Annotated in this window: 16 protein-coding genes and 1 pseudogene; 5 read left to right on the forward strand and 12 right to left on the reverse strand. The window is 35.9% G+C overall.

All coding sequences use genetic code 11. The features are described 5' to 3' along the window. Window positions 1–20 precede the first annotated feature (20 nt). Window positions 21–1,259: a glycosyltransferase family 4 protein gene (locus tag I567_RS11425; RefSeq protein ID WP_016252384.1), complete on the reverse strand. Its 1,239-nt coding sequence runs from the start codon at window positions 1,257–1,259 to the stop codon at window positions 21–23. A 144-nt stretch (window positions 1,260–1,403) separates the two neighbouring features. On the opposite strand from I567_RS11425, the pseudogene I567_RS12995 reads away from it, so the two are divergent. Both I567_RS12995 and I567_RS11440 read left to right on the forward strand, forming a co-directional pair. Beyond that, window positions 1,404–2,384 (forward strand): annotated as a pseudogene (locus I567_RS12995) (dipeptidase). Next, window positions 2,381–3,025: a TMEM175 family protein gene (locus I567_RS11440; RefSeq protein WP_016252387.1), complete on the forward strand. Its 645-nt coding sequence runs from the start codon at window positions 2,381–2,383 to the stop codon at window positions 3,023–3,025. The pseudogene I567_RS12995 and the gene I567_RS11440 overlap by 4 nt, the downstream one beginning before the upstream one ends. 31 nt (window positions 3,026–3,056) lie before the next feature. Here the strand turns inward: I567_RS11440 and ptsP are convergent, their stop codons facing one another. The 3 genes from ptsP to I567_RS11455 form a co-directional block, all read right to left on the reverse strand. After that, entirely contained in the window at window positions 3,057–4,784 is a 1,728-nt protein-coding gene (ptsP, locus tag I567_RS11445) for a phosphoenolpyruvate--protein phosphotransferase (protein ID WP_016252388.1), read from the reverse strand. After that, complete coding sequence (locus I567_RS11450) at window positions 4,784–5,050, reverse strand: phosphocarrier protein HPr (RefSeq protein WP_016252389.1); 267 nt, start codon at window positions 5,048–5,050, stop codon at window positions 4,784–4,786. Before I567_RS11450 ends, ptsP begins: the two co-directional genes overlap by 1 nt. A gap of 166 nt (window positions 5,051–5,216) precedes the next feature. Further along, window positions 5,217–5,402 carry a hypothetical protein gene (locus I567_RS11455; RefSeq protein ID WP_016252390.1) on the reverse strand — a complete coding sequence of 62 codons (186 nt, stop codon included), beginning with the start codon at window positions 5,400–5,402 and terminating at the stop codon, window positions 5,217–5,219. Window positions 5,403–5,630: 228 nt separating this feature from the next. Here I567_RS11455 and I567_RS11460 point away from each other — a divergent pair, with 228 nt between their 5' ends. Further along, window positions 5,631–7,820, forward strand: coding sequence for an ATP-dependent Clp protease ATP-binding subunit (locus I567_RS11460; RefSeq protein ID WP_016252391.1), 2,190 nt, complete (start codon window positions 5,631–5,633; stop codon window positions 7,818–7,820). Between the two features lie 220 nt (window positions 7,821–8,040). Then, window positions 8,041–8,343, forward strand: coding sequence for a DUF1827 family protein (locus I567_RS11465; RefSeq protein WP_016252392.1), 303 nt, complete (start codon window positions 8,041–8,043; stop codon window positions 8,341–8,343). Window positions 8,344–8,397: 54 nt separating this feature from the next. Here the strand turns inward: I567_RS11465 and I567_RS11470 are convergent, their stop codons facing one another. From I567_RS11470 to recX, 6 genes are all read right to left on the reverse strand, one after another. After that, window positions 8,398–9,978 (reverse strand): peptide chain release factor 3, encoded by a 1,581-nt coding sequence (locus I567_RS11470; RefSeq protein WP_016252393.1) that lies wholly within the window; start codon window positions 9,976–9,978, stop codon window positions 8,398–8,400. A gap of 107 nt (window positions 9,979–10,085) precedes the next feature. Beyond that, window positions 10,086–11,456, reverse strand: coding sequence for a hemolysin family protein (locus tag I567_RS11475; protein ID WP_016252394.1), 1,371 nt, complete (start codon window positions 11,454–11,456; stop codon window positions 10,086–10,088). Between the two features lie 182 nt (window positions 11,457–11,638). Then, a complete protein-coding gene (locus tag I567_RS11480; RefSeq protein ID WP_016252395.1) occupies window positions 11,639–12,718 on the reverse strand; it encodes an AI-2E family transporter in 1,080 nt (359 codons plus the stop codon). 84 nt (window positions 12,719–12,802) lie between these two features. Then, window positions 12,803–13,336, reverse strand: coding sequence for a nucleoside tri-diphosphate phosphatase (gene ntdP, locus I567_RS11485; protein ID WP_016252396.1), 534 nt, complete (start codon window positions 13,334–13,336; stop codon window positions 12,803–12,805). Between the two features lie 90 nt (window positions 13,337–13,426). Beyond that, entirely contained in the window at window positions 13,427–14,656 is a 1,230-nt protein-coding gene (gene mutY, locus I567_RS11490; protein WP_016252397.1) for an A/G-specific adenine glycosylase, read from the reverse strand. Further along, the gene (recX, locus tag I567_RS11495; protein ID WP_016252398.1) at window positions 14,649–15,440 is read right to left on the reverse strand and encodes a recombination regulator RecX; all 792 of its coding nucleotides are present in this window, start codon (window positions 15,438–15,440) and stop codon (window positions 14,649–14,651) included. Before recX ends, mutY begins: the two co-directional genes overlap by 8 nt. 129 nt (window positions 15,441–15,569) lie before the next feature. Here recX and rlmD point away from each other — a divergent pair, with 129 nt between their 5' ends. Further along, entirely contained in the window at window positions 15,570–16,940 is a 1,371-nt protein-coding gene (gene rlmD, locus I567_RS11500) for a 23S rRNA (uracil(1939)-C(5))-methyltransferase RlmD (RefSeq protein WP_016252399.1), read from the forward strand. Window positions 16,941–17,024: 84 nt separating this feature from the next. Here the strand turns inward: rlmD and I567_RS12560 are convergent. Next, window positions 17,025–18,445 (reverse strand): IS3 family transposase gene (locus tag I567_RS12560; RefSeq protein ID WP_111736144.1). Its coding sequence is split into 2 segments (ribosomal slippage): window positions 17,025–17,878 and window positions 17,878–18,445, totalling 1,422 coding nucleotides; the frame shifts between segments, so codons are not numbered across the junction. Window positions 18,446–18,527: 82 nt separating this feature from the next. After that, window positions 18,528–19,160 carry a CatA-like O-acetyltransferase gene (locus tag I567_RS11515; RefSeq protein WP_016252401.1) on the reverse strand — a complete coding sequence of 211 codons (633 nt, stop codon included), beginning with the start codon at window positions 19,158–19,160 and terminating at the stop codon, window positions 18,528–18,530. Window positions 19,161–19,162: the final 2 nt, after the last annotated feature.

Genomic DNA, 19,162 nt, shown 5'->3' on the forward strand with positions numbered 1-19,162 from the left:
ACTTCATCTCAGATACTTTCCTATTTTTCTCTTGTAATTGAAGGTTTGATTGCGGATAGTTTTACCTTGATTTTAGCGATGGATGAGGATTTGGTTTTAATTTCTTTTTGTGCATATTCTGCCAAAACTTGTTGATAAAAGTCAAACATCGTATCACCAAAGCAATCAGCAGAAATACTATATAATTTATCTTTCAAAATTTGTGCATCTGGCTGAACACCTGAATGAATATATGCCACTAAGCATTCCGCAAAATCAGCATCTTCTTTAAAAGTCACCCCTAGACTCGGATGATCAATCAAAGCATCCAAATAGGCATTTCCTTCCACCACAATTGGCGTACCAGCTGCCATTGATTCAGTATAGGTCAGCCCCTGTGATTCAGAAGTCGAGGCGCTCACGAAATAATCGGCTGCACGATAATAATAGGCTACTTTATCATTTTCAACTTCACCAGTAAACTGCACATAATCTTGCAACCGTAAATCATGTACTTGTTTTTGCAGATTTTCAAGATATGGTCCCTTACCAACCACAACAAGACGAACATTGGGCATCATTAATAAGACTTGCGGCATTCCTTGAATAATAGCTTGAATATTTTTTTCATATGAAATACGACTTAAAGATAATAACATGATTTGATCTTCTTGAATACCTAAGTCTTTTCTTAATTGTGCGGTCATCTCTGAGGTAATATCCGGACGTACAAATCTTTCTAATTCAATCCCCGTCGGAATCACTTTTAACGGTCGGGTCACACCGTAATCTATCAAAGTCTGACTTACTCTTTCACTCGGACACACGACAGCATCCGTATGATTTGCGTAAAGTCGGGTCAAGTAACGTACATGACTTTTACGAATGACTTTTCCTTTAGCGATATAATGCAAATAATCCTCATACATTGTGTGATATGTATGAATCACTGGAATTTTTAATTTTCTAGCAACTAATTGTCCAAGCAAACCAACACCAAATTCTGTTTGGGTATGAATTAAATCCAAGCCTTTTTCTTTAGCAATTTGATATGCATCAATCATTCCCCTAACCACAATACGTCGATCTGTAAAAGAAATAAAAGGGACACTAGGCATACGGATAATTTGTGGATCATCAACCGTAACATTAGGATCTGTTGTTGTAAAAATATAAACTTCATTTCCTAAACGTTCTAATTGGTCTTTTAGCGTCTTAATGGAAGTCGCCACACCACTGACTTGTGGAAAATACGAATCAGTAAATAACCCAATTTTCAACCATTCCACCTCTTTTCAAAATCTTTCAAAACGATTATACCATATTTTTCTGAAATTTTTTGTCGTCCTTTAGTCTTAATTTCCATTTTTCAAAATATTTTTCAAGTGCTATACTAAAATCAAAAATGAAAAGGACGGATGAAGATGCCGATTATCGACTTGCACTGCGACACAATCATGAAACTTTATGAAAACCTAAATAGCAATCTCTTAGAAAATCATTTTCAAATTGACCTTAAGCGACTCCAACAAAATGATTTCTTGTTGCAAACTTTTGCGATTTTTCTAGATAAAAGGCAATATCCTAACCGCAAAGAAACGGCCTTAGAAATGTACCAGCGTTTCATCAAAGAGCTAGAAAAATATCCAGCTACAATTGGTCTCATCAAATCTCAGACTGACTATTATAAAAATAAAGCAAAGAAGCGAATCAGTGCATTATTAACCCTTGAGGAAGGCGGGATTCTAGAAGGAAACATCGAAAATTTAGAGGAATTTTTTCAACTTGGTGTACGCTTAATTACTTTAACTTGGAACTATCCGAATGAAATTGGCACGCCGAATATCCTATATTGGGACAAAGAAAAGCAAATTTTAGCAGATAACCAGACTGGCTTAACTAAATTTGGCTTTGAATGTATACAAAGAATGAGCGAATTACACATGATTATTGATTTATCTCATGCTAGTGATCAAGTGGCAAAAGATATATTGGCTTCCTCCGCTCAAGGAATAGTTGCCAGCCACTCAAATGCGTGAAAATTAACACCTCATCCTAGAAATTTAAGCGATGAACTGATTCAAAAAATTGCTGATAAAAATGGTCTGATTGGGATTAATTTCTTTGATCAATTTCTAAAACTCAAACAACCAACAAATCTGCCAGCAGCGATTAGCGAACATTTATGGTATATGTATCAATTAGTCGACGAAGATTCTCTATGCTTTGGATCAGATTTTGATGGCATCCCTATGCATGCAGACTTAAACGATGTCAATAGCTTCCCAAAAATTATCCAGGCACTTAAGCAAAAAGGATTTACAAGTAGACAAATTGAGAAGATCAGCTATCTAAATGCTGAAAATTTTTTACAACATTATTTACCTAAAGGAGAAGTGAAATGACCAAATTAAAAGAACGTTTTGATACATTAAGCGATGCGATAATTGCCATCATTATGACGATTTTAGTACTTGAAATTACCGTTCCGCATAATACAACTGAATTAATTGGTTTATTTGAAGAAATTGGTCTATTTATCATTAGCTTTATTATCTTAATCGACTTTTGGTATCAACGCACCAATTTGATGAATTTAGCAAAACAAACGACACATCAAGCTTTTGTGGTGGATGTCTTATTTCACCTAAGTTTATCCTTGTTTCCAATTGCGGTTAAAATGTTAGTGAACTATCCAAATCCAACCATAAGCATTTTATTTTTTGGTAGTATCAACTTAATCGCTGCCCTACTTTATCATTTACTGGCTTTGATTATTGTCAAAAATGAATTAAGCACACGGCAATGGCAAAAAGCAACATTTATCCATCGTTGGTTAGCGAAAAGAACGGTATTTGTCTTTTTATTCGATATCATTTTGCTTGGTATCGCCTTAAGTATTCCAAAATATGGCATCTTCATCTACTTTCTAACACCGATATTTGAATTTATCGCAAATTACCGTAAAGGCATCCGTTTTGAAGAGCTGATTAAACAAGTAAAAGTCAATTTATCTCAAAATTCAACCACTACAAAAAAAGACTAGGCCAAAAACCTAGTCTTTTCATATACAGTTATTATTTAACGTATTCATTGATTAATTCAACGACATCTTCCATTGTATCGCAGTCATTTAATGCACGGTCTGCTAATTCTTTCATCTTAGCAGTATCTAAGCGTTTCATTAAGCTACGAGTCTTAAGAACTGAAGTCGCACTCATTGAGAACTCATCTAAGCCCATACCAACAAGTAATGGCACAGCAGTTTGGTCGCCAGCCATTTCTCCACACATACCAGCCCATTTACCTTCTGCATGTGCTGCATCAATTACGTTCTTAATTAAACGTAAGATAGATGGGTTATATGGTTGATATAGATAAGATACGCGTTCACTCATGCGGTCAGCAGCCATTGAGTATTGAATTAAATCGTTGGTACCGATACTGAAGAAATCAACTTCTTTAGCAAATTTATCAGCTAAAACAGCTGCAGCAGGAATTTCAATCATGATACCTACTTGGATAGCATCTGAAACTGCTACACCTTCAGCAACCAATTTGGCTTTTTCTTCTTCAAACATCTTCTTAGCGGCTCTGAATTCTTTAAGAGTTGCAACCATTGGGAACATAATACGTAAAGTACCATATACGCTTGCTCGTAATAAAGCACGTAATTGTGTTCTAAACATTGCATCGCCAAGTTCAGATAAGCTAATACGTAATGCACGGTAACCTAAGAATGGATTCATTTCATGTGGTAAATCAAGATATGGTAATTCTTTATCTCCACCGATATCCATTGTACGAACAACAACAGGTTTGCCATCCATACCTTCTAATACAGCTTTATAGGCTTCGAATTGATCTTCTTCAGATGGGAAGTCAGGTGAATCCATGTATAAGAATTCAGTACGGTATAAACCTACTGCTTCTGCCCCATTATTATGAACACCTGCTAAGTCTTTTGGTGTACCAATGTTAGCAGCTAATTCAAAATGTTGACCATCCGCAGTGACTGTTTTTTCATTTTTTAGTTTTTCCCATTCTGCTTTTTGAGCGGCATAGTCTTCACCAGCTTTGATGAAAGCAGCTTGTTGTTCTTCAGTTGGATGTACAATCGCTTCACCAGTAATACCGTTTACAGCAATTAAATCACCAGCGTTCACTTTTGAAGTGACTGAATTTGTACCTACAATTGCAGGAATCTCTAAAGAACGTGCCATAATTGCAGAGTGAGAAGTACGTCCACCGATATCAGTGATGAAAGCTTTAACGAATTGACGGTCTAATTGTGCAGTATCACTTGGCGTCAAGTCATGCGCAACAACGACTACTTCTTCGTTAATCATAGCAGGGCTTGGAAGTACAACATTTAATAAGTGAGCCAATACACGTTTTGTTACGTCTTTAATGTCGGCAGCACGTTCTTGCATGTATTTATTATCTTCCATACCTTCAAAAATAGAAATAAACATATCCGTTACTTCTTTTAAGGCAGCTTCTGCATTTACTTTATTTGATTTGATTGCGTCTTTAATTTGACCAATCATTTCTGGGTCTGATAAAACCATCAAGTGTGCATCAAATACAGCTGCTTCTTCTTCACCTAAAGTACTTGCTGCTTTTGCACGAATTTGTTCTAACTCAGCTTTTGATTGTGCTAAAGCATCGTCCAAGCGAGCAAATTCTGCATCAATATCTTCAACATTAACTTTGGTAAATGATAAATCTGGCTCAACTAATAGGTAAGCCTTAGCTACAGCAACACCATCACTTGCGGCGATTCCTTTTAGCATTTCAACCATTAGTTAGACAAACCTTCTTTAACCATTGTTTCTGTAATAGCTGCGATTGCTTCTTTTTCATCAGCACCTTCAGCAGAAATAGTAACGTCAGCACCTTGTCCAACACCTAAAGACATAACGCCCATGATAGATTTAAGGTTTACAGATTTACCTTTATATTCTAAGTTGATATCTGAAGCGAATTTGCTTGCAGTTTGTACTAATAATGTTGCAGGACGAGCGTGAATTCCTGTGTCAGCAACTACGTTAAATGATTTTTTTTCCATATGAATCGATCTCCTTTATTGAAAGAAATATTATTGTTAGGGTTTTCTTTTTTATCAGTATATAATTACTGTATTACGTAACACCCTTTCCTTGATTAGATTACCATTTTTTTTGCATTTAGACAACCGTTTTTGAACAATTTATTCAGAATGTGTGATGATTCATTTATTTTTTTATTCTATATATGATACGTCCGTTTAGACCCGCCTCACCGATCACATCATTACGGTTTGGCAATTTTAACCAAGCTTCTCTAAAGTTGAAATACTCAGCTTGCTCCACAACTAATTCTTGAATTGTCCCATCCAGTAGTTGCTTCAATAGTGCCGCATACTCTTCTGTTGTTTTCATGAAACTTTCACACCTTTCTTACATCTTGTTGTTATATTTATCTAGTTTACGATAGATTCATCACCACTTTTATTATATCGACTTTAAAAAAATTGAAAAGAACGAAAATAAATATCTTCGAGAGCATGTTTCTTGCTTAATTAAGAAAAAAACGTATAATAAGGTCATAAGGTCAATATTGGTCAAACAATAATGTCTGAATACATTTTTTAGTAAAGGATGATGTCCATGAATTGCCAAAACTGTGGTAAAAACGAAGCAACCATCCACCTATATACAAGTGTCAATGGTCAAAAAAGACAATTTGATTTATGTCAAAATTGCTATCAAAAGCTAAAAGCAAATCAAGGAAGCATGAATCAAAATATGTATCAAGATCCATTTGGCTTTAGTAATTTTGATGATTTATTAAGTCAATTTTCAAGACAAATGCAACAAAATCCTCAAAATCAACAAGTCCCACCTACTCAAAGTGGTTTTATGGGTGGTCAACCTCCACGACAAGGACAAAACGGAGGAAATGGCTTGCTTGATCAATTTGGTGTAAATATTACCCAACAAGCACGTGATGGAAAAATTGATCCAGTCATTGGTCGTGATCAAGAAATTAATCGTGTCATTGAAATTTTAAATCGTCGAAATAAAAATAATCCAGTACTTATTGGCGAACCAGGTGTTGGTAAAACCGCTGTTGTTGAAGGATTAGCCTTAAAAATCGTTGCTGAAGAAGTACCTCAAAAATTACAAGGAAAAGAAGTTATTCGCTTAGATGTAGCCTCTTTAGTTCAAGGTACAGGAATTCGCGGTCAATTTGAAGAACGCATGCAACAATTGATTCAAGAAGTTACGAATGCCGATAATATTATTATTTTCATTGATGAAGTACATGAAATTGTCGGTGCAGGTTCGGCTGGTGAAGGTGCATTAGACGCAGGCAATATATTAAAACCTTCCCTTGCGCGTGGTGAATTACAGCTAATTGGTGCAACTACATTAAATGAGTACCGTATGATTGAAAAAGATCCTGCACTTGAGCGTCGTATGCAACCAGTCCAAGTTAACGAACCAAGTGTTGAAGAAACGATTACCATCTTAAAAGGGATTCAAAAACGCTACGAAGATTATCATCATGTAAAATACACAGATGAAGCAATCGAACAAGCGGCTATTCTTTCTAACCGTTATATTCAAGATCGCTTCCTACCAGATAAAGCAATTGATTTACTCGACGAAGCTGGATCTAAAAAGAATTTAACCATTGCTTTTGTCGATCCTAAGTCTATTGAAAAGAAATTAGACTATGCGCAACAACAAAAACGGGAAGCCTCTCAAGAAGAAGACTTTGAAAAAGCTGCTTATTACCGCGATCAAATCACAAAACTTGAAAAATTGATGAAAACACAAGTAGAAGATGAAGAAATGCCTTTTGTGACTGAAAAGGACATGGAAAAAATCGTGGAAGAAAAAACAGGTATTCCAGTTGGTGATTTGAAAGAAAAGGAACAAACCCAATTGAAAAATCTTGCTGACGACTTAAATAAACGGGTCATTGGTCAACAAGAAGCCGTTGAAAAAGTAAGTAAAGCTATTCGTCGTAATCGCATTGGCTTAGGGAAAGTGAATCGTCCAATCGGCTCTTTCCTATTTGTTGGGCCAACTGGTGTCGGTAAAACTGAATTAGCCAAACAATTAGCCTATGAGTTATTTGGTTCAACCGATGCAATGATTCGTTTTGATATGTCTGAATATATGGAAAAACACAGCGTTTCTAAATTAATTGGTTCCCCACCAGGATATGTCGGCTATGAAGAAGCCGGCCAATTAACTGAAAAAGTACGTCGTAATCCATACAGCTTAATCTTATTAGATGAAATTGAAAAAGCACATCCTGATGTCTTACACATGTTCCTACAAATTCTAGATGATGGTCGTCTTACAGATGCGAAGGGATGTACAGTCAGCTTTAAAGATACCATTATCATTATGACAAGTAATGCAGGTGCTGGTAAGATTGAAGCAAGCGTTGGTTTTGGTGCAGCTATCGAGGGCCGAACAAAATCGGTTCTTGGTCAATTAAACCAATTCTTCACGCCTGAATTTCTTAACCGTTTTGATGGTATTGTTGAATTCAAGGCTTTATCAAAAGAAAATCTATTATTGATTCTTGATTTAATGCTATCAGGAGTCAACGAACAATTGGCACGTCAAGAAATTCATGTTGATGTTGATGATGCAGTGAAGGAAAAATTAGTAGAACTTGGCTATAACCCCGCCATGGGAGCTCGTCCACTCCGCCGCGTCATTCAAGATAAAATTGAAGACCAAGTAGCTGAATGCTATCTTGATGCACCCGATGTTAAAAACATGCACGCTGTCTTGGATGAGAATGGTGAAATCATTGTAAAAGCAGCAGAGTAATCATTAGCAGCTATCGAAAGTTATTCTATTCGATAGCTGCTTTTTTTGTATTTATTATTTAAAACAATTGTTATAAACAAAAAGTATAAATATTTCATGAATGATTTCATAGTATTTTCATAGGTGTAAAATATTTTTGAATTTATCTTTTTACTAGTTTAATTTTACACAAAATTCATATATAATGAACGTAGGGAAAAGCAGATCAGAGGTGAGTACCATGAAACTTATCAATGTCACAAACAGTCATTCAAGGTTGGTAATGAGTCAATTAGAAAGTACTGATGCTGAGCTAGTGAAAGTTTACACAGCCGGTGATACTCTAGTGATTTACACGCTTGCTCCAAGCCACGTTGAAATTTTACTTTATAACAATAAACGTAAAATCCGACACAGCGAAATTGAAGAAATCCGCAATTATTTTATCCAAAAATTACCTGAAAATAGTTTTAACGAAAATGAAATCAAAGTTTTGGATTCAGAAGGATTAATTGAAATTTCTATCCCTAAAAAAGCATCTTAATTTAGACTCATTTACCAAAAAGAGCCGCCTAAATCCCGGGCGACTCTTTTTATTTTACAATAAACTTTTTAGTTCAACATTTGGATATTTATCGGCAAACCAACGCATCGCAAACTCATTTTCAAACAAGAATAACGGTTGATCAAAGCGGTCTTTAGCCAAGATATTCCGACTAGAACTCATCTTTTCATCTAAATCTTCTGGCTTAATCCAACGTGCGATTTTATTGCCCATTGGTGTCATAACCACTTCAGCATTGTACTCATTTTTCATCCGATATTGGAAGACTTCAAATTGCAGTTGACCAACCGCCCCGATAATGTATTCATCAGTCAAATACGTTTTGTACAATTGGATGGCCCCTTCTTGTACTAACTGATAAATTCCTTTATGGAAAGATTTTTGCTTCATGACATTTTTAGCCGTGACACGCATAAAGATTTCTGGCGTAAAGGATGGTAGCTCTTCAAACTGTACTTTTAACTTCCCTTCTGTGAGTGTATCGCCAATTTGGTAATTTCCTGTATCATATACCCCAATAATATCACCGGCCACCGCTTCTTCAATATTTTCACGCGTATCAGCCATAAATTGGGTGACATTACTTAGTTTCATCTTTTTACCTGTACGTTGTAAAGTGACATCCATTCCACGTTCAAAAGTACCAGAACAAATGCGCACAAAAGCAATTCGATCGCGATGGGCTGGGTTCATATTAGCTTGAATCTTAAAGACAAAGCCGGAAAATTCTTCTGTCATAGGATCCAATAACTCACCGTCCACTGTCTTATGTGCATGAGGCGCTGGCGCAAACTGTAAGAATGTTTCTAAAAAGGTTTGTATGCCAAAGTTTGTTAAAGCAGAACCGAAGAATACTGGCGTCTGATCACCTCTAGCAATCTTTTCTTCATCAAAGGCATCTCCAGCTTCTTTTAGTAACTCAACCTCTTCTAACACTTGTTGATAAATACTATTTTGCGTTAATGGATGATTGGCGTCGATTTCACCATTTTCATCAAGCGGGATAAAACGTTCATTATCATAGCTTTCTGGACGATACAATTCAATACGATGGTTGAAACGGTCGTACAAACCTTCCAAGCCTTTTCCCATCCCAATTGGCCAGTTCATTGGATAAGATTCGATATTAAGCAATTCTTCAAGTTCTTCTAGTAAATCTAATGGTTCACGGCCATCACGGTCTAATTTATTAATAAAAGTAAAAATTGGAATCCCACGTTTTTTAACAACTTGGAATAGTTTTTTAGTTTGTGCTTCAATCCCCTTCGCACTATCAATCACCATGACTGCACTATCCACAGCCATTAATGTTCGATATGTATCTTCAGAGAAATCTTCGTGCCCTGGTGTATCCAAAATATTGACACGTTTGCCATTATAATCAAACTGCATAACTGAACTCGTTACTGAAATCCCACGTTGTTTTTCAATTTCCATCCAGTCAGATTTCGCAAAGTTCCCAGTCTTTTTCCCTTTAACCGTACCTGCTTGACGAATCGCGCCACCAAAAAGTAAAAGCTGCTCGGTGATGGTTGTTTTACCAGCATCCGGGTGAGAAATAATCGCAAAAGTACGACGGCTGTTCATTTGTTCCTTTTGTTTTGGATTATGCATCTTTGTCTTCGTTCCTTTCAAATAAATATACATACCTTGCTATTTTAGCATAGCTTGCAACAAACAAAAAGAGAAACCACACAAAATTGCATGATTTCTCAAAATGATTAACGTCTTGGTTCATCTTCTTCAAATTCTTTGCGGAATACACGACGTTCTTCTTCTGGCTCGACTGATTTTTCTTCATGGAAGATGGCCCGTAATTTTAGTAAACGTGTACCTTCCATCTCTTCAGCTACCAAGGTCACATTATCGACGTCAAAGGATAGCTGCTCTCCTTGATCAGGAATCGTACCTAGCGCTGTAATTAAATAGCCAGCCATTGTATCCACATCAGACATGTGCAAATCTGTTTCAAAAAGTTCATTAAACTCTTCAATAAGCATACGTCCCTGAATAATATATTCGTTATCATTTACTTTTTCATATAGGGTTTCGACTTCATCCGATTCATCATCGATTTCACCAACGATTTCTTCTAATAAATCTTCTAATGTGACAATACCAACCACACCACCATATTCATCAAGTAAAATAGACATTTGATTTTGGGTCTTCTTCAATTCATAAAGCAAGTCATCAATGAAAATGGTTTCCGGTACAAATAAAGGCTCCTGCAATAGCTTTTTAAGATTTAAATTTTCAAATCCTGACTTAAAGGCACCTTTTAATAAGTTTTTTGTATGTAAGATTCCGATAATTTTATCTTTATCATCATCATAAACCGGAATTCTTGAAAAGTTTTCAGATAATATTTCACTTACAATTTCATCGATTGGACGGTTAATATCCACCATAAAGGCATCGGTCCGTGGAACCATGACTTCACGAGCCACTTTTGTATCAAGCGAGAATACCCCTTGTACCATTTCGAGCTCGTCATCTTCTAAGACACCTTCATTTTCTAACATATAACGCATTTCATCACGCGTCATCTTAGAATCTTCATCATCAAAATCCATAGGTGTAAGTTTAGCTAAAAGTGAAGTTGAAGCAGAAAGCAACCACACAAAAGGTTTCGCTACAATTCCTAATAAACGGATTGTACCAGAAGTTAAGTCGGCCACTTCTTCTGACTTATTCATCGCAATTCGTTTTGGATATAACTCACCAAAAACGATAGAGACAAAAGTTAATATCGCTAAAACAATCACACTAGCAATATTTTTAGCTGCTGCACCACCACCTAATAAAGGTGCTAAACGATTGGCTAAATTATCTGCCAAAGAAGCCCCTGACAAGATGTTAACCAAAGTGATACCTACTTGAATCGTTGATAGAAAATTCGTAGGTTCAGCAATAATTTTTAATAATTTTTTTGCTTTGACATCACCTTCATTAGCTTTTTGCTCGAGACGATTACGGTTAACTGAAACAACAGCAATCTCTGAAGCTGCCAAGAAGGCATTTATTAATGTTAAAACAACTAATAGTAAAATTTGCGCTAATAGCGACTGACTCTCAGGGTCAGCATTCATAGTATTATCGCTCTCCTTAAAAATAATATAATATAGAAAAAAAAAGCGTGGAATAAACCACGCTAAAATAGTACCATAAACTTGCTCAATTTGCAATCTAGAAAAACAAAATTTATACAAATTGCAAGATTCGTGGCATTATTTTCATTCAGTAAACTTTAAACATTCCTTTTAATACAACCTTATTCTTTCAGCATACGATATCCAAAAGCTAAAACTGTACGCCCAATCGCATATAAAGGCACGCCTAAAAAGATACCTAATAAACCAGCTAGATTGCCTGCGACTAATAAAATGATAATAATCGTTAATGGATGGATAGATAAAGATTTTCCGATAACGTTTGGATAAATGACGTTGGAATCAATTTGTTGGACAACTAATACGACACCACAACAAATAATGGCTTGAAGTGGATTATTAAAAATAGTGACCACTATAGCCGGTAATAAGCCTAGATAAGGACCCAAGTACGGCACTAAATTTGTAAAACCAGCAATCACGCCTAATAAGAATGCATATTTAATACCAAAAATCATATAACCTAAAAAAGTAAAAGTTCCGACAAAAAGACACTCTATCATCTGTCCGCTAATATAATTGGCTAAGGTCTGATTCATTTCTTTTAACAGATTTGCCACTGATTCTTTACGTTTTTCTGACACAAAGCGCAAAATATTAGGCACCGCACGATGACCATCTTTAAGCATATAAAACAAAATAAATGGAACGGTAATAATCAACATGGCCGCAGAAGCAATCGTTGAAAAGACAGAACCTAGACTAATGGCTACCCCACTCATAAACTTCTGAATAATTGCGCCATAGGATAAGTTGAGTTTTGCGAGCTCTTGATTGATATCTAAATGTTTTAAAGTTTCATTTTTAGCTAGGCCTTTAATTGCCAACTCGATTTGCTGAATCAGATCCGGAATATTTGCGGCTAATTGCGTTAATTGTTTAATTAAGTTTGGAATGACAGCCATCACGACCAAAGCAAGCACACCAATCAGCAATAAGAAAACAAAAATAATCGCGAAAATCCGTTTTATTTTTAATTTTTCAGTTAAAAATTCCACTAGAGGATTTAGCATATAATACAGAAATCCCGAAATTAAGATTGGCGCAAATAAAGTTGAAAAAAATACGCCTAATGGTTTTAATAGGAAATCAACTTTGGTCAATACAAAAACAAGTGTGGCTAATACTAATAATTCGACGGACCAAAAAAATAGCTTAGATTGTCTTAATTTTTCAAACATGGTTTACCTCCCCTTTTTTTAATATTATAACTGATTTTAGCGGTAAAAAAAAGATGAGTAAAATAATTACCCATCTTTTTTTCATCATTTTTGCGACAATTGCTTGTAGCGGTTATACCAAATATCGACGTAGCTATCTGAGAAGGGACCTTTACCATTATTAATCCAATCAACTAAGATTTTGACATTTTCCTTTAAGATAAAATCAATGTCTTGTGGATAATGCATAATCTTACTATGTAATTCATATTCATCCACATCTAACAAGCGTTTCTCTCCATCAGGAAAAACTTTAATATCCAAATCATAATCAATATACTTCAACGCTTCCTCATCTAAAAGGAATGGTGAAGCCAAATTGCAATAATATGACACTCCCTTTTCTCTAATCATTGCTATTATATTGAACCAATACTTCTTATGAAAATACACAATGGCTGGCTCTCTGGTTACCCAACGCCGGCCATCTGATTCAGTCACAAGGGTATGGTCATTTACGCCGATAATTGAATGCTCACTAGTCTTCAATACCATTGTATCACGCCACGTTCGATGCAATTTGCCGTCATGTTTGTAGCTTTGAATGCTGACAAACTCACCTTCTTTTGGTATTCGCATCTTAACCCTTCCCTCAGCAGCTTTTTGTGCATTTGTTCGGGTGTTATCCACCTACGTCAAAATCATTATAGCAATAATTTGCGTGAATGGCTAGAAATCTTTTTTAAGTTTGTACATTTTATTTAATAATTTATGCTGCATTTTGGGCAGTGGCAATTCTTTCATTTGCTGCATCGTATAAAAATCATCATTTGCAGTAGTTTCCATGAGCTTACCTTCAAATAATAGAATATGCCATTTTAAATGCGTAAATATGTGTGTAATCTCTCCTAAATGAGCTGGATTCCACAAAATTTTTGCTTGATTAAATGGTAATTCGGATTTAGAAAACAGGGTTTGTATCGTTTGTGAACGCGGAAGTAGCTCAAAGCTAGTTTGATGCTCAGCAACGAGTGTATCCTCATCAAAGAGCGTAGGTTGTACAAAAGGCTGCTTGAAATCAAACGGTTCTTCTGAAAAATTTTTTAAAAGATTTTTGTATTCTTCTTGCGCTATTTCGACAATTGGAAAATGAAGCATATCTTTTAAAAGTCTGCCTGCTGCTCTTTTCTCTAATAAATAGGCGTCTTTCGTGTTTTCAAGGGCAAAGGCTACAAAATATTGATCCTTAGGCTTGGCTTTTTTGCTTTTCACTGGAAACTGTTCTTGAAGACCTTCTTGCTTAGAAAGACAAAAACTGCTTAAAGGACATTCAGTACACTTCGGACTTGTCGGTGTACAGATACTAGAACCCAGGTCCATAAAGGCTTGGTTAAATTCACCGGGATATCTTTCTGGGATTATTTTTCTCACCGCTTGATCAAAAACTTTCCGACTACTCGCTTTAGCAATATCTTCCTTGATTAAAAAGAGTCGACTCACCACCCGCATCACATTTCCATCAATGGCTGGTTCAGGTAGATGAAAGGCAATACTACTAATCGCCCCGGTAGTATACGGTCCTATCCCCTTTAACTTACTAATCTCAGTAGGCGTTTGGGGAAATTTTCCATCATATTCATCCATAATTTGATTGGCGGCTACTTTTAAATTACGAGCTCTAGAATAATAGCCTAATCCTTCCCAGACTTTTAAAAGTTTTTCATCATCTGCATTAGCTAAATCTTTTATTGTTGGGAAAGTTTGCATAAAACGATGAAAATAATCAATGACCGTATCCACCCGAGTCTGTTGTAACATAATTTCAGAAATCCAAATGCGATAGGGATCACGATTTTCACGCCAAGGCAAATTTCGAGCATGCATAAAATACCAGTCTAAAAAATTTTTTTGTAATTGTGCGACTTCATTTGTCGAAAGTTGTTCAAAAGTATTATTCATCTAGCCATTCCTCATCGATATATTGTTGAATCAAACTTAGGTCAAAACCTTTTTGATAAAGTTTTTGTTTAAATTTTTGCTTTTTCTCATATTCATTTTTCCCTTTGATACGATGAATGATTTTTTCTGCTTCTTTCACTAATTTGGCGTACTCTGCTTCTTCATCGACTTCTACTTCAATTTGTTGCATCGCCTCATCCACTACTGCATAGCTAAACCCTTTTTGCACCAAAGATAATTTACACTTTTGTAGGATTTGATAGTGGCTTTGATTGCTTTGCCGTTTTAACATTTTTTCGGCCGCTTTTTTGGCAATCTCTATTTGCTGCTCTTTCGTATAAAGAGGCAAGACTTCCTCAATAATATTATCCGCAATTCCTTTTGCCTTTAATTTATTCGCAATCACTGTAGGCCCCTTATCATTTAAGCGTAAAGCCGTTTGCAAATAACTTTTCGCATATTGCACATCATCAATCAAACGCTGATTTTTTAGATACTGACAAATTTTTTGGATATCTTCAGCGCCAATTTCTTTCTCTTTCAGATAAGCTGCGATTTCTTTTTCAGTACGTAATTGATAACTTAAATAATTTAAAGCCTGCTGCAAACCGATATCATATACACTTGCCTTTTTGATTTCGGCTAACAATGACTCATCGACTTCTTTTCCCTTTAATAAGCGAAATTTCACCAAGACGTCTTCAGATACGATAAAAGTCCGTTGATCATCAAGCGTAATTTCATAACTTTTCGCCTTTTTTTGCGTCATTTTTTGAATAATCATTCTTATCAGTCCTTTCGCATACTTTTATTATTGTAACATATCTCACTAAAATAATAATCTATCTGAACTGTTGAAAAAAACTTAGCATATGCGTTATGATGTTACTAGCAAATGTGAAAGGAAAAGTACATGGTTCAACTTAGAGAAAAGCAAAAATTTCAAATCAAAATCAAACGTCTCGGCATTAACGGAGAAGGAATCGGCTATCACCAAAAAATGATTATATTTGTTGCCAATGCGCTACCTGACGAAGAAGTACTCGTACAAGTGACAAAAGCAACACCTAAGTATGCCTATGCGAAAATCATCAAAATATTAAAGCCTAGCAAAGACCGCGTACAGCCAGCCTGTGCCTATTATGATGCATGCGGTGGTTGTCAGTTGATGCATTTAAGTTATCAGGCCCAACTTGATTTCAAACGCGATTTACTCAAACAAGCACTAGAAAAATTCAAACCCACGGGCTATCAAAATTATGAATTACGTCCAACAATTGGCATGCAAAATCCTTGGCACTACCGCAATAAAGCCCAGTTTCAGTTACGTTTTAATCCAAAATTGAAAAAAATCGAAGCCGGTCTCTATAAAGAAAATTCACATCAGTTAGTTGCTATCGAAAATTGCCTAGTACAAGAAGAAATAACGCAAAAAGTACTAAATACGGTTGTGCGCCTGTTGAATCGTTATCAAATTCCTATCTATAACGAAAAGAAAAAGACAGGTATATTGAAAACCTTGATGGTACGCGTGGGGATTGAAACTGGTGAAGTCCAATTAGTCTTAATTTCAGTCAAACGCCAAATTCCTAACTTAAATAGTCTTTTACGTCTGATTCAAAGTCAATGTCCTGAAGTGGTGTCTATCATGCAAAATATTCAAGCCAAACAGACATCCCTAGTTATGGGCGACGAAACGATTCATTTAGCAGGAAAAGAAGCGATTACCGAGCAAATCAATGAAGTCGTCTTTGATTTATCTGCCAGAGCCTTTTTCCAATTAAATCCTACACAAACAAAAATTTTGTATGATGAAGCAATCAAAGCCTGCACGCTTACAGGAAACGAAAGCGTAGTAGATGCTTACTGTGGGGTAGGTACAATTGGTCTAAGTATAGCCAAACAAGCCAAAGAAGTTCGTGGCATGGATATTATCCCAAGTGCGATTGAAGATGCCAAAAAGAACGCCCAACGCCTCGGAGTAGCAAATACCCATTACGAAGTCGGAACAGCTGAAGATTTACTCCCTAAATGGTTAGCTGAAGGATTTCAAGCAGATGTCATTATTGTCGATCCGCCAAGAACAGGATTAGACGAACAATTATTAAATGCATTATTAAAATATCCTAGCCAACAGCTCGTTTATGTCTCTTGTAATGTGTCCACCTTAGCGAAAAACTTAGTCACACTCAGTCAGAAATACCGCGTCGAATATCTGCAATCCGTGGACATGTTTCCTCATACCGCTAGATGTGAAGTCGTCTGCAAATTAACCTTAAAATAAGTACAAAAGGATGAGAACCGCCATTTGAGGTGACCCCCAAAAGTTAGACTTTTTTACGAGACGACTCCGGTCGTCTCGTTTTCATTATGCAGCTAAAAGATGGAGCCTATATTGAACAGGACTCATCCATCCTAACTTTTCTTTTATTCGTTGTTCATTATAATACTTTATAAATCGTTCTATTTCCATTTTTAATTCCTCATAGCTATAGTAATTAACGCCATAGTATATCTCTTGCTTAAGCAGACCGAAGAAATTCTCCATTACGGAATTATCTAGACAGTTGCCCTTTCGAGACATGCTTTGAAATATTCGTTCTTCTTTTAGCCTGTGAGAGTATGCCTTCATCTGGTATGCCCAACCCTGGTCAGAATGGAATGTTCGTCTATAAGGGCAGTCTGAAGTGATTTCAATGGCTTTATCCAAGGCATTCATTACATTCTTTGCTGAAGGTTTCTTATCGATACCGTAACTTAGTATTTCTCCATTACACATATCCATAAATGGATCTAAATACAGCTTATGCATTGTCATATGTCCTTTGACATCAACTTCATAATACTTAAATTCAGTCGTATCCGTTGTGATTTTTTGATGGGGTATGTGCGTATTAAAGCGTCTGCGAATTCTGTTGGGTGCAATGGTACCAGTCCTGCCCCTATAGGAACTATATTTCCTACTTTTGCGTGTGTAGGATGTCACCTGCAAGCCAAGTTTTTGAACTATTCGCTGAACCTTCTTTTTGTTGATGAGATATCCCTGATTATGAAGCTCTCCATGTATTCTACGATATCCGTAATCCTTATTATTCTTACGGATTTCTTGGATTTTTTCTTCAAGTTCTTTGTCAGGATTTTCTCTATCAAATCGTTTTTGCCAATACATATATGTTGCTTTAGGCATGCCTGTATAAGAGAGAAGGTCTTTTAGTTTGAATTCTCGTCGGAGATTGTTGATGACGAGTGCCTTTCTCTCATTTTTTCCTCGTCCTCTAAACGCAGCCTCCTCAGTTCTTTTAAAAAGGCATTCTCAATTCTCAATTTAAGAAGTTCCTCTTCTAGCTCTTTTACATGTTCTGCACTTGTATCAACAGAAGATTCTTCAACTGGTTTGTTTTGTGTATTGCCATTAGTTGTATTCAATGTTTTCTTTCGTCCCTTCTTGCGTGGTCTTAGGGCATCAGGACCAGCTGCACGAAAGCGACTCACCCAATTTGCGATCATACTTGGATTAGTAATTCCTTCTTGCAGAGCTAAATCTTGATATGAGATTTCACTTGATAAATATAACTCTACTATAGAAAGCTTCTTTTCAAAAGAATAAAAATCTTTTTTTCTAGAACGTTTTAATCCTTCATCGCCAAATGCATTGTAATTATCCACCCATAGTTTAACTTTATTATCAGATGGAATGCCGAACTTATTTGCAAGATAAGTATAACCACCTTCGCCATTAAGATAAGCATTTACAACTTGCTTTTTAAACTCAAAAGAATATTTGGACATAAAAATACCGACCTCCAATTGTTAGATTTTATGGTCTAACTTTTTGGGGTCGGTACAATTTAGCAGCTCTCACCCTTTTATATTATAAGTTTTCAATCATTTGTGTCAATTTTTCAGCAAAACGACCAACATGTAAGCCGTCTACAAAGCGATGATTGACTTCCAATGAGATCACTAATTCAATTTTGTCCTGATTTTTGCTATATTTTCCCCAACTAATTCGCGGGATATTGTCATCTTTTGCCTTAGGATTCGCTAAATCACGCTCATTGGTTAAAGCAGTCAAATCAATCCATGGCAAACATGAATAGTAAATCAAGTTTTCTTCATCATAAGGTTCAATAAAAGTTGCTTGCTGACTTGATTGGACCTTAGCTTGCTGGCAAAAATCACGTAAATCTGCTTTCAAATCCATTGTTACAATATAAAATTGATCACTGTCTTTTTTCAAATCGGTAAAACTAGGAATCCGTTCAGAATATAGATAGACCTCTTCGTCTTTTAAGAAATAGCGAAAATTTTCTACCTCATTCATCGCTTGGCAAGTAAGATAAATCAAAGCATAATAAAAAGATAGTTGCGACTCTTTACAATATTTTACTAAGTTTGTCACCTCTTGCTTAAAGCTCACCATGTAAAAAGGATTGGACATTTGAGAAAAAAAGGAAAAAACTTCGCGTCGAGGCCAAGTAGCTAAGTCAATTTTTTGCAACATAA

It is taken from the genome of Enterococcus cecorum DSM 20682 = ATCC 43198 (assembly GCF_000407565.1).
GTDB lineage: Bacteria > Bacillota > Bacilli > Lactobacillales > Enterococcaceae > Enterococcus_E > Enterococcus_E cecorum.

What these genes read in the sequence shown, in the direction of transcription:
- I567_RS11440 (WP_016252387.1), top strand. Translation starts at nt 2,381, where the DNA reads ATGACCAAATTAAAAGAACGTTTTGATACATTAAGCGATGCGATAATT.
- ptsP (WP_016252388.1), bottom strand. Translation starts at nt 4,784, where the DNA reads ATGGTTGAAATGCTAAAAGGAATCGCCGCAAGTGATGGTGTTGCTGTA.
- I567_RS11450 (WP_016252389.1), bottom strand. Translation starts at nt 5,050, where the DNA reads ATGGAAAAAAAATCATTTAACGTAGTTGCTGACACAGGAATTCACGCT.
- I567_RS11455 (WP_016252390.1), bottom strand. Translation starts at nt 5,402, where the DNA reads ATGAAAACAACAGAAGAGTATGCGGCACTATTGAAGCAACTACTGGAT.
- I567_RS11460 (WP_016252391.1), top strand. Translation starts at nt 5,631, where the DNA reads ATGAATTGCCAAAACTGTGGTAAAAACGAAGCAACCATCCACCTATAT.
- I567_RS11465 (WP_016252392.1), top strand. Translation starts at nt 8,041, where the DNA reads ATGAAACTTATCAATGTCACAAACAGTCATTCAAGGTTGGTAATGAGT.
- I567_RS11470 (WP_016252393.1), bottom strand. Translation starts at nt 9,978, where the DNA reads ATGCATAATCCAAAACAAAAGGAACAAATGAACAGCCGTCGTACTTTT.
- I567_RS11475 (WP_016252394.1), bottom strand. Translation starts at nt 11,456, where the DNA reads ATGAATGCTGACCCTGAGAGTCAGTCGCTATTAGCGCAAATTTTACTA.
- I567_RS11480 (WP_016252395.1), bottom strand. Translation starts at nt 12,718, where the DNA reads ATGTTTGAAAAATTAAGACAATCTAAGCTATTTTTTTGGTCCGTCGAA.
- ntdP (WP_016252396.1), bottom strand. Translation starts at nt 13,336, where the DNA reads ATGCGAATACCAAAAGAAGGTGAGTTTGTCAGCATTCAAAGCTACAAA.
- mutY (WP_016252397.1), bottom strand. Translation starts at nt 14,656, where the DNA reads ATGAATAATACTTTTGAACAACTTTCGACAAATGAAGTCGCACAATTA.
- recX (WP_016252398.1), bottom strand. Translation starts at nt 15,440, where the DNA reads ATGATTATTCAAAAAATGACGCAAAAAAAGGCGAAAAGTTATGAAATT.
- rlmD (WP_016252399.1), top strand. Translation starts at nt 15,570, where the DNA reads ATGGTTCAACTTAGAGAAAAGCAAAAATTTCAAATCAAAATCAAACGT.
- I567_RS11515 (WP_016252401.1), bottom strand. Translation starts at nt 19,160, where the DNA reads ATGTTGCAAAAAATTGACTTAGCTACTTGGCCTCGACGCGAAGTTTTT.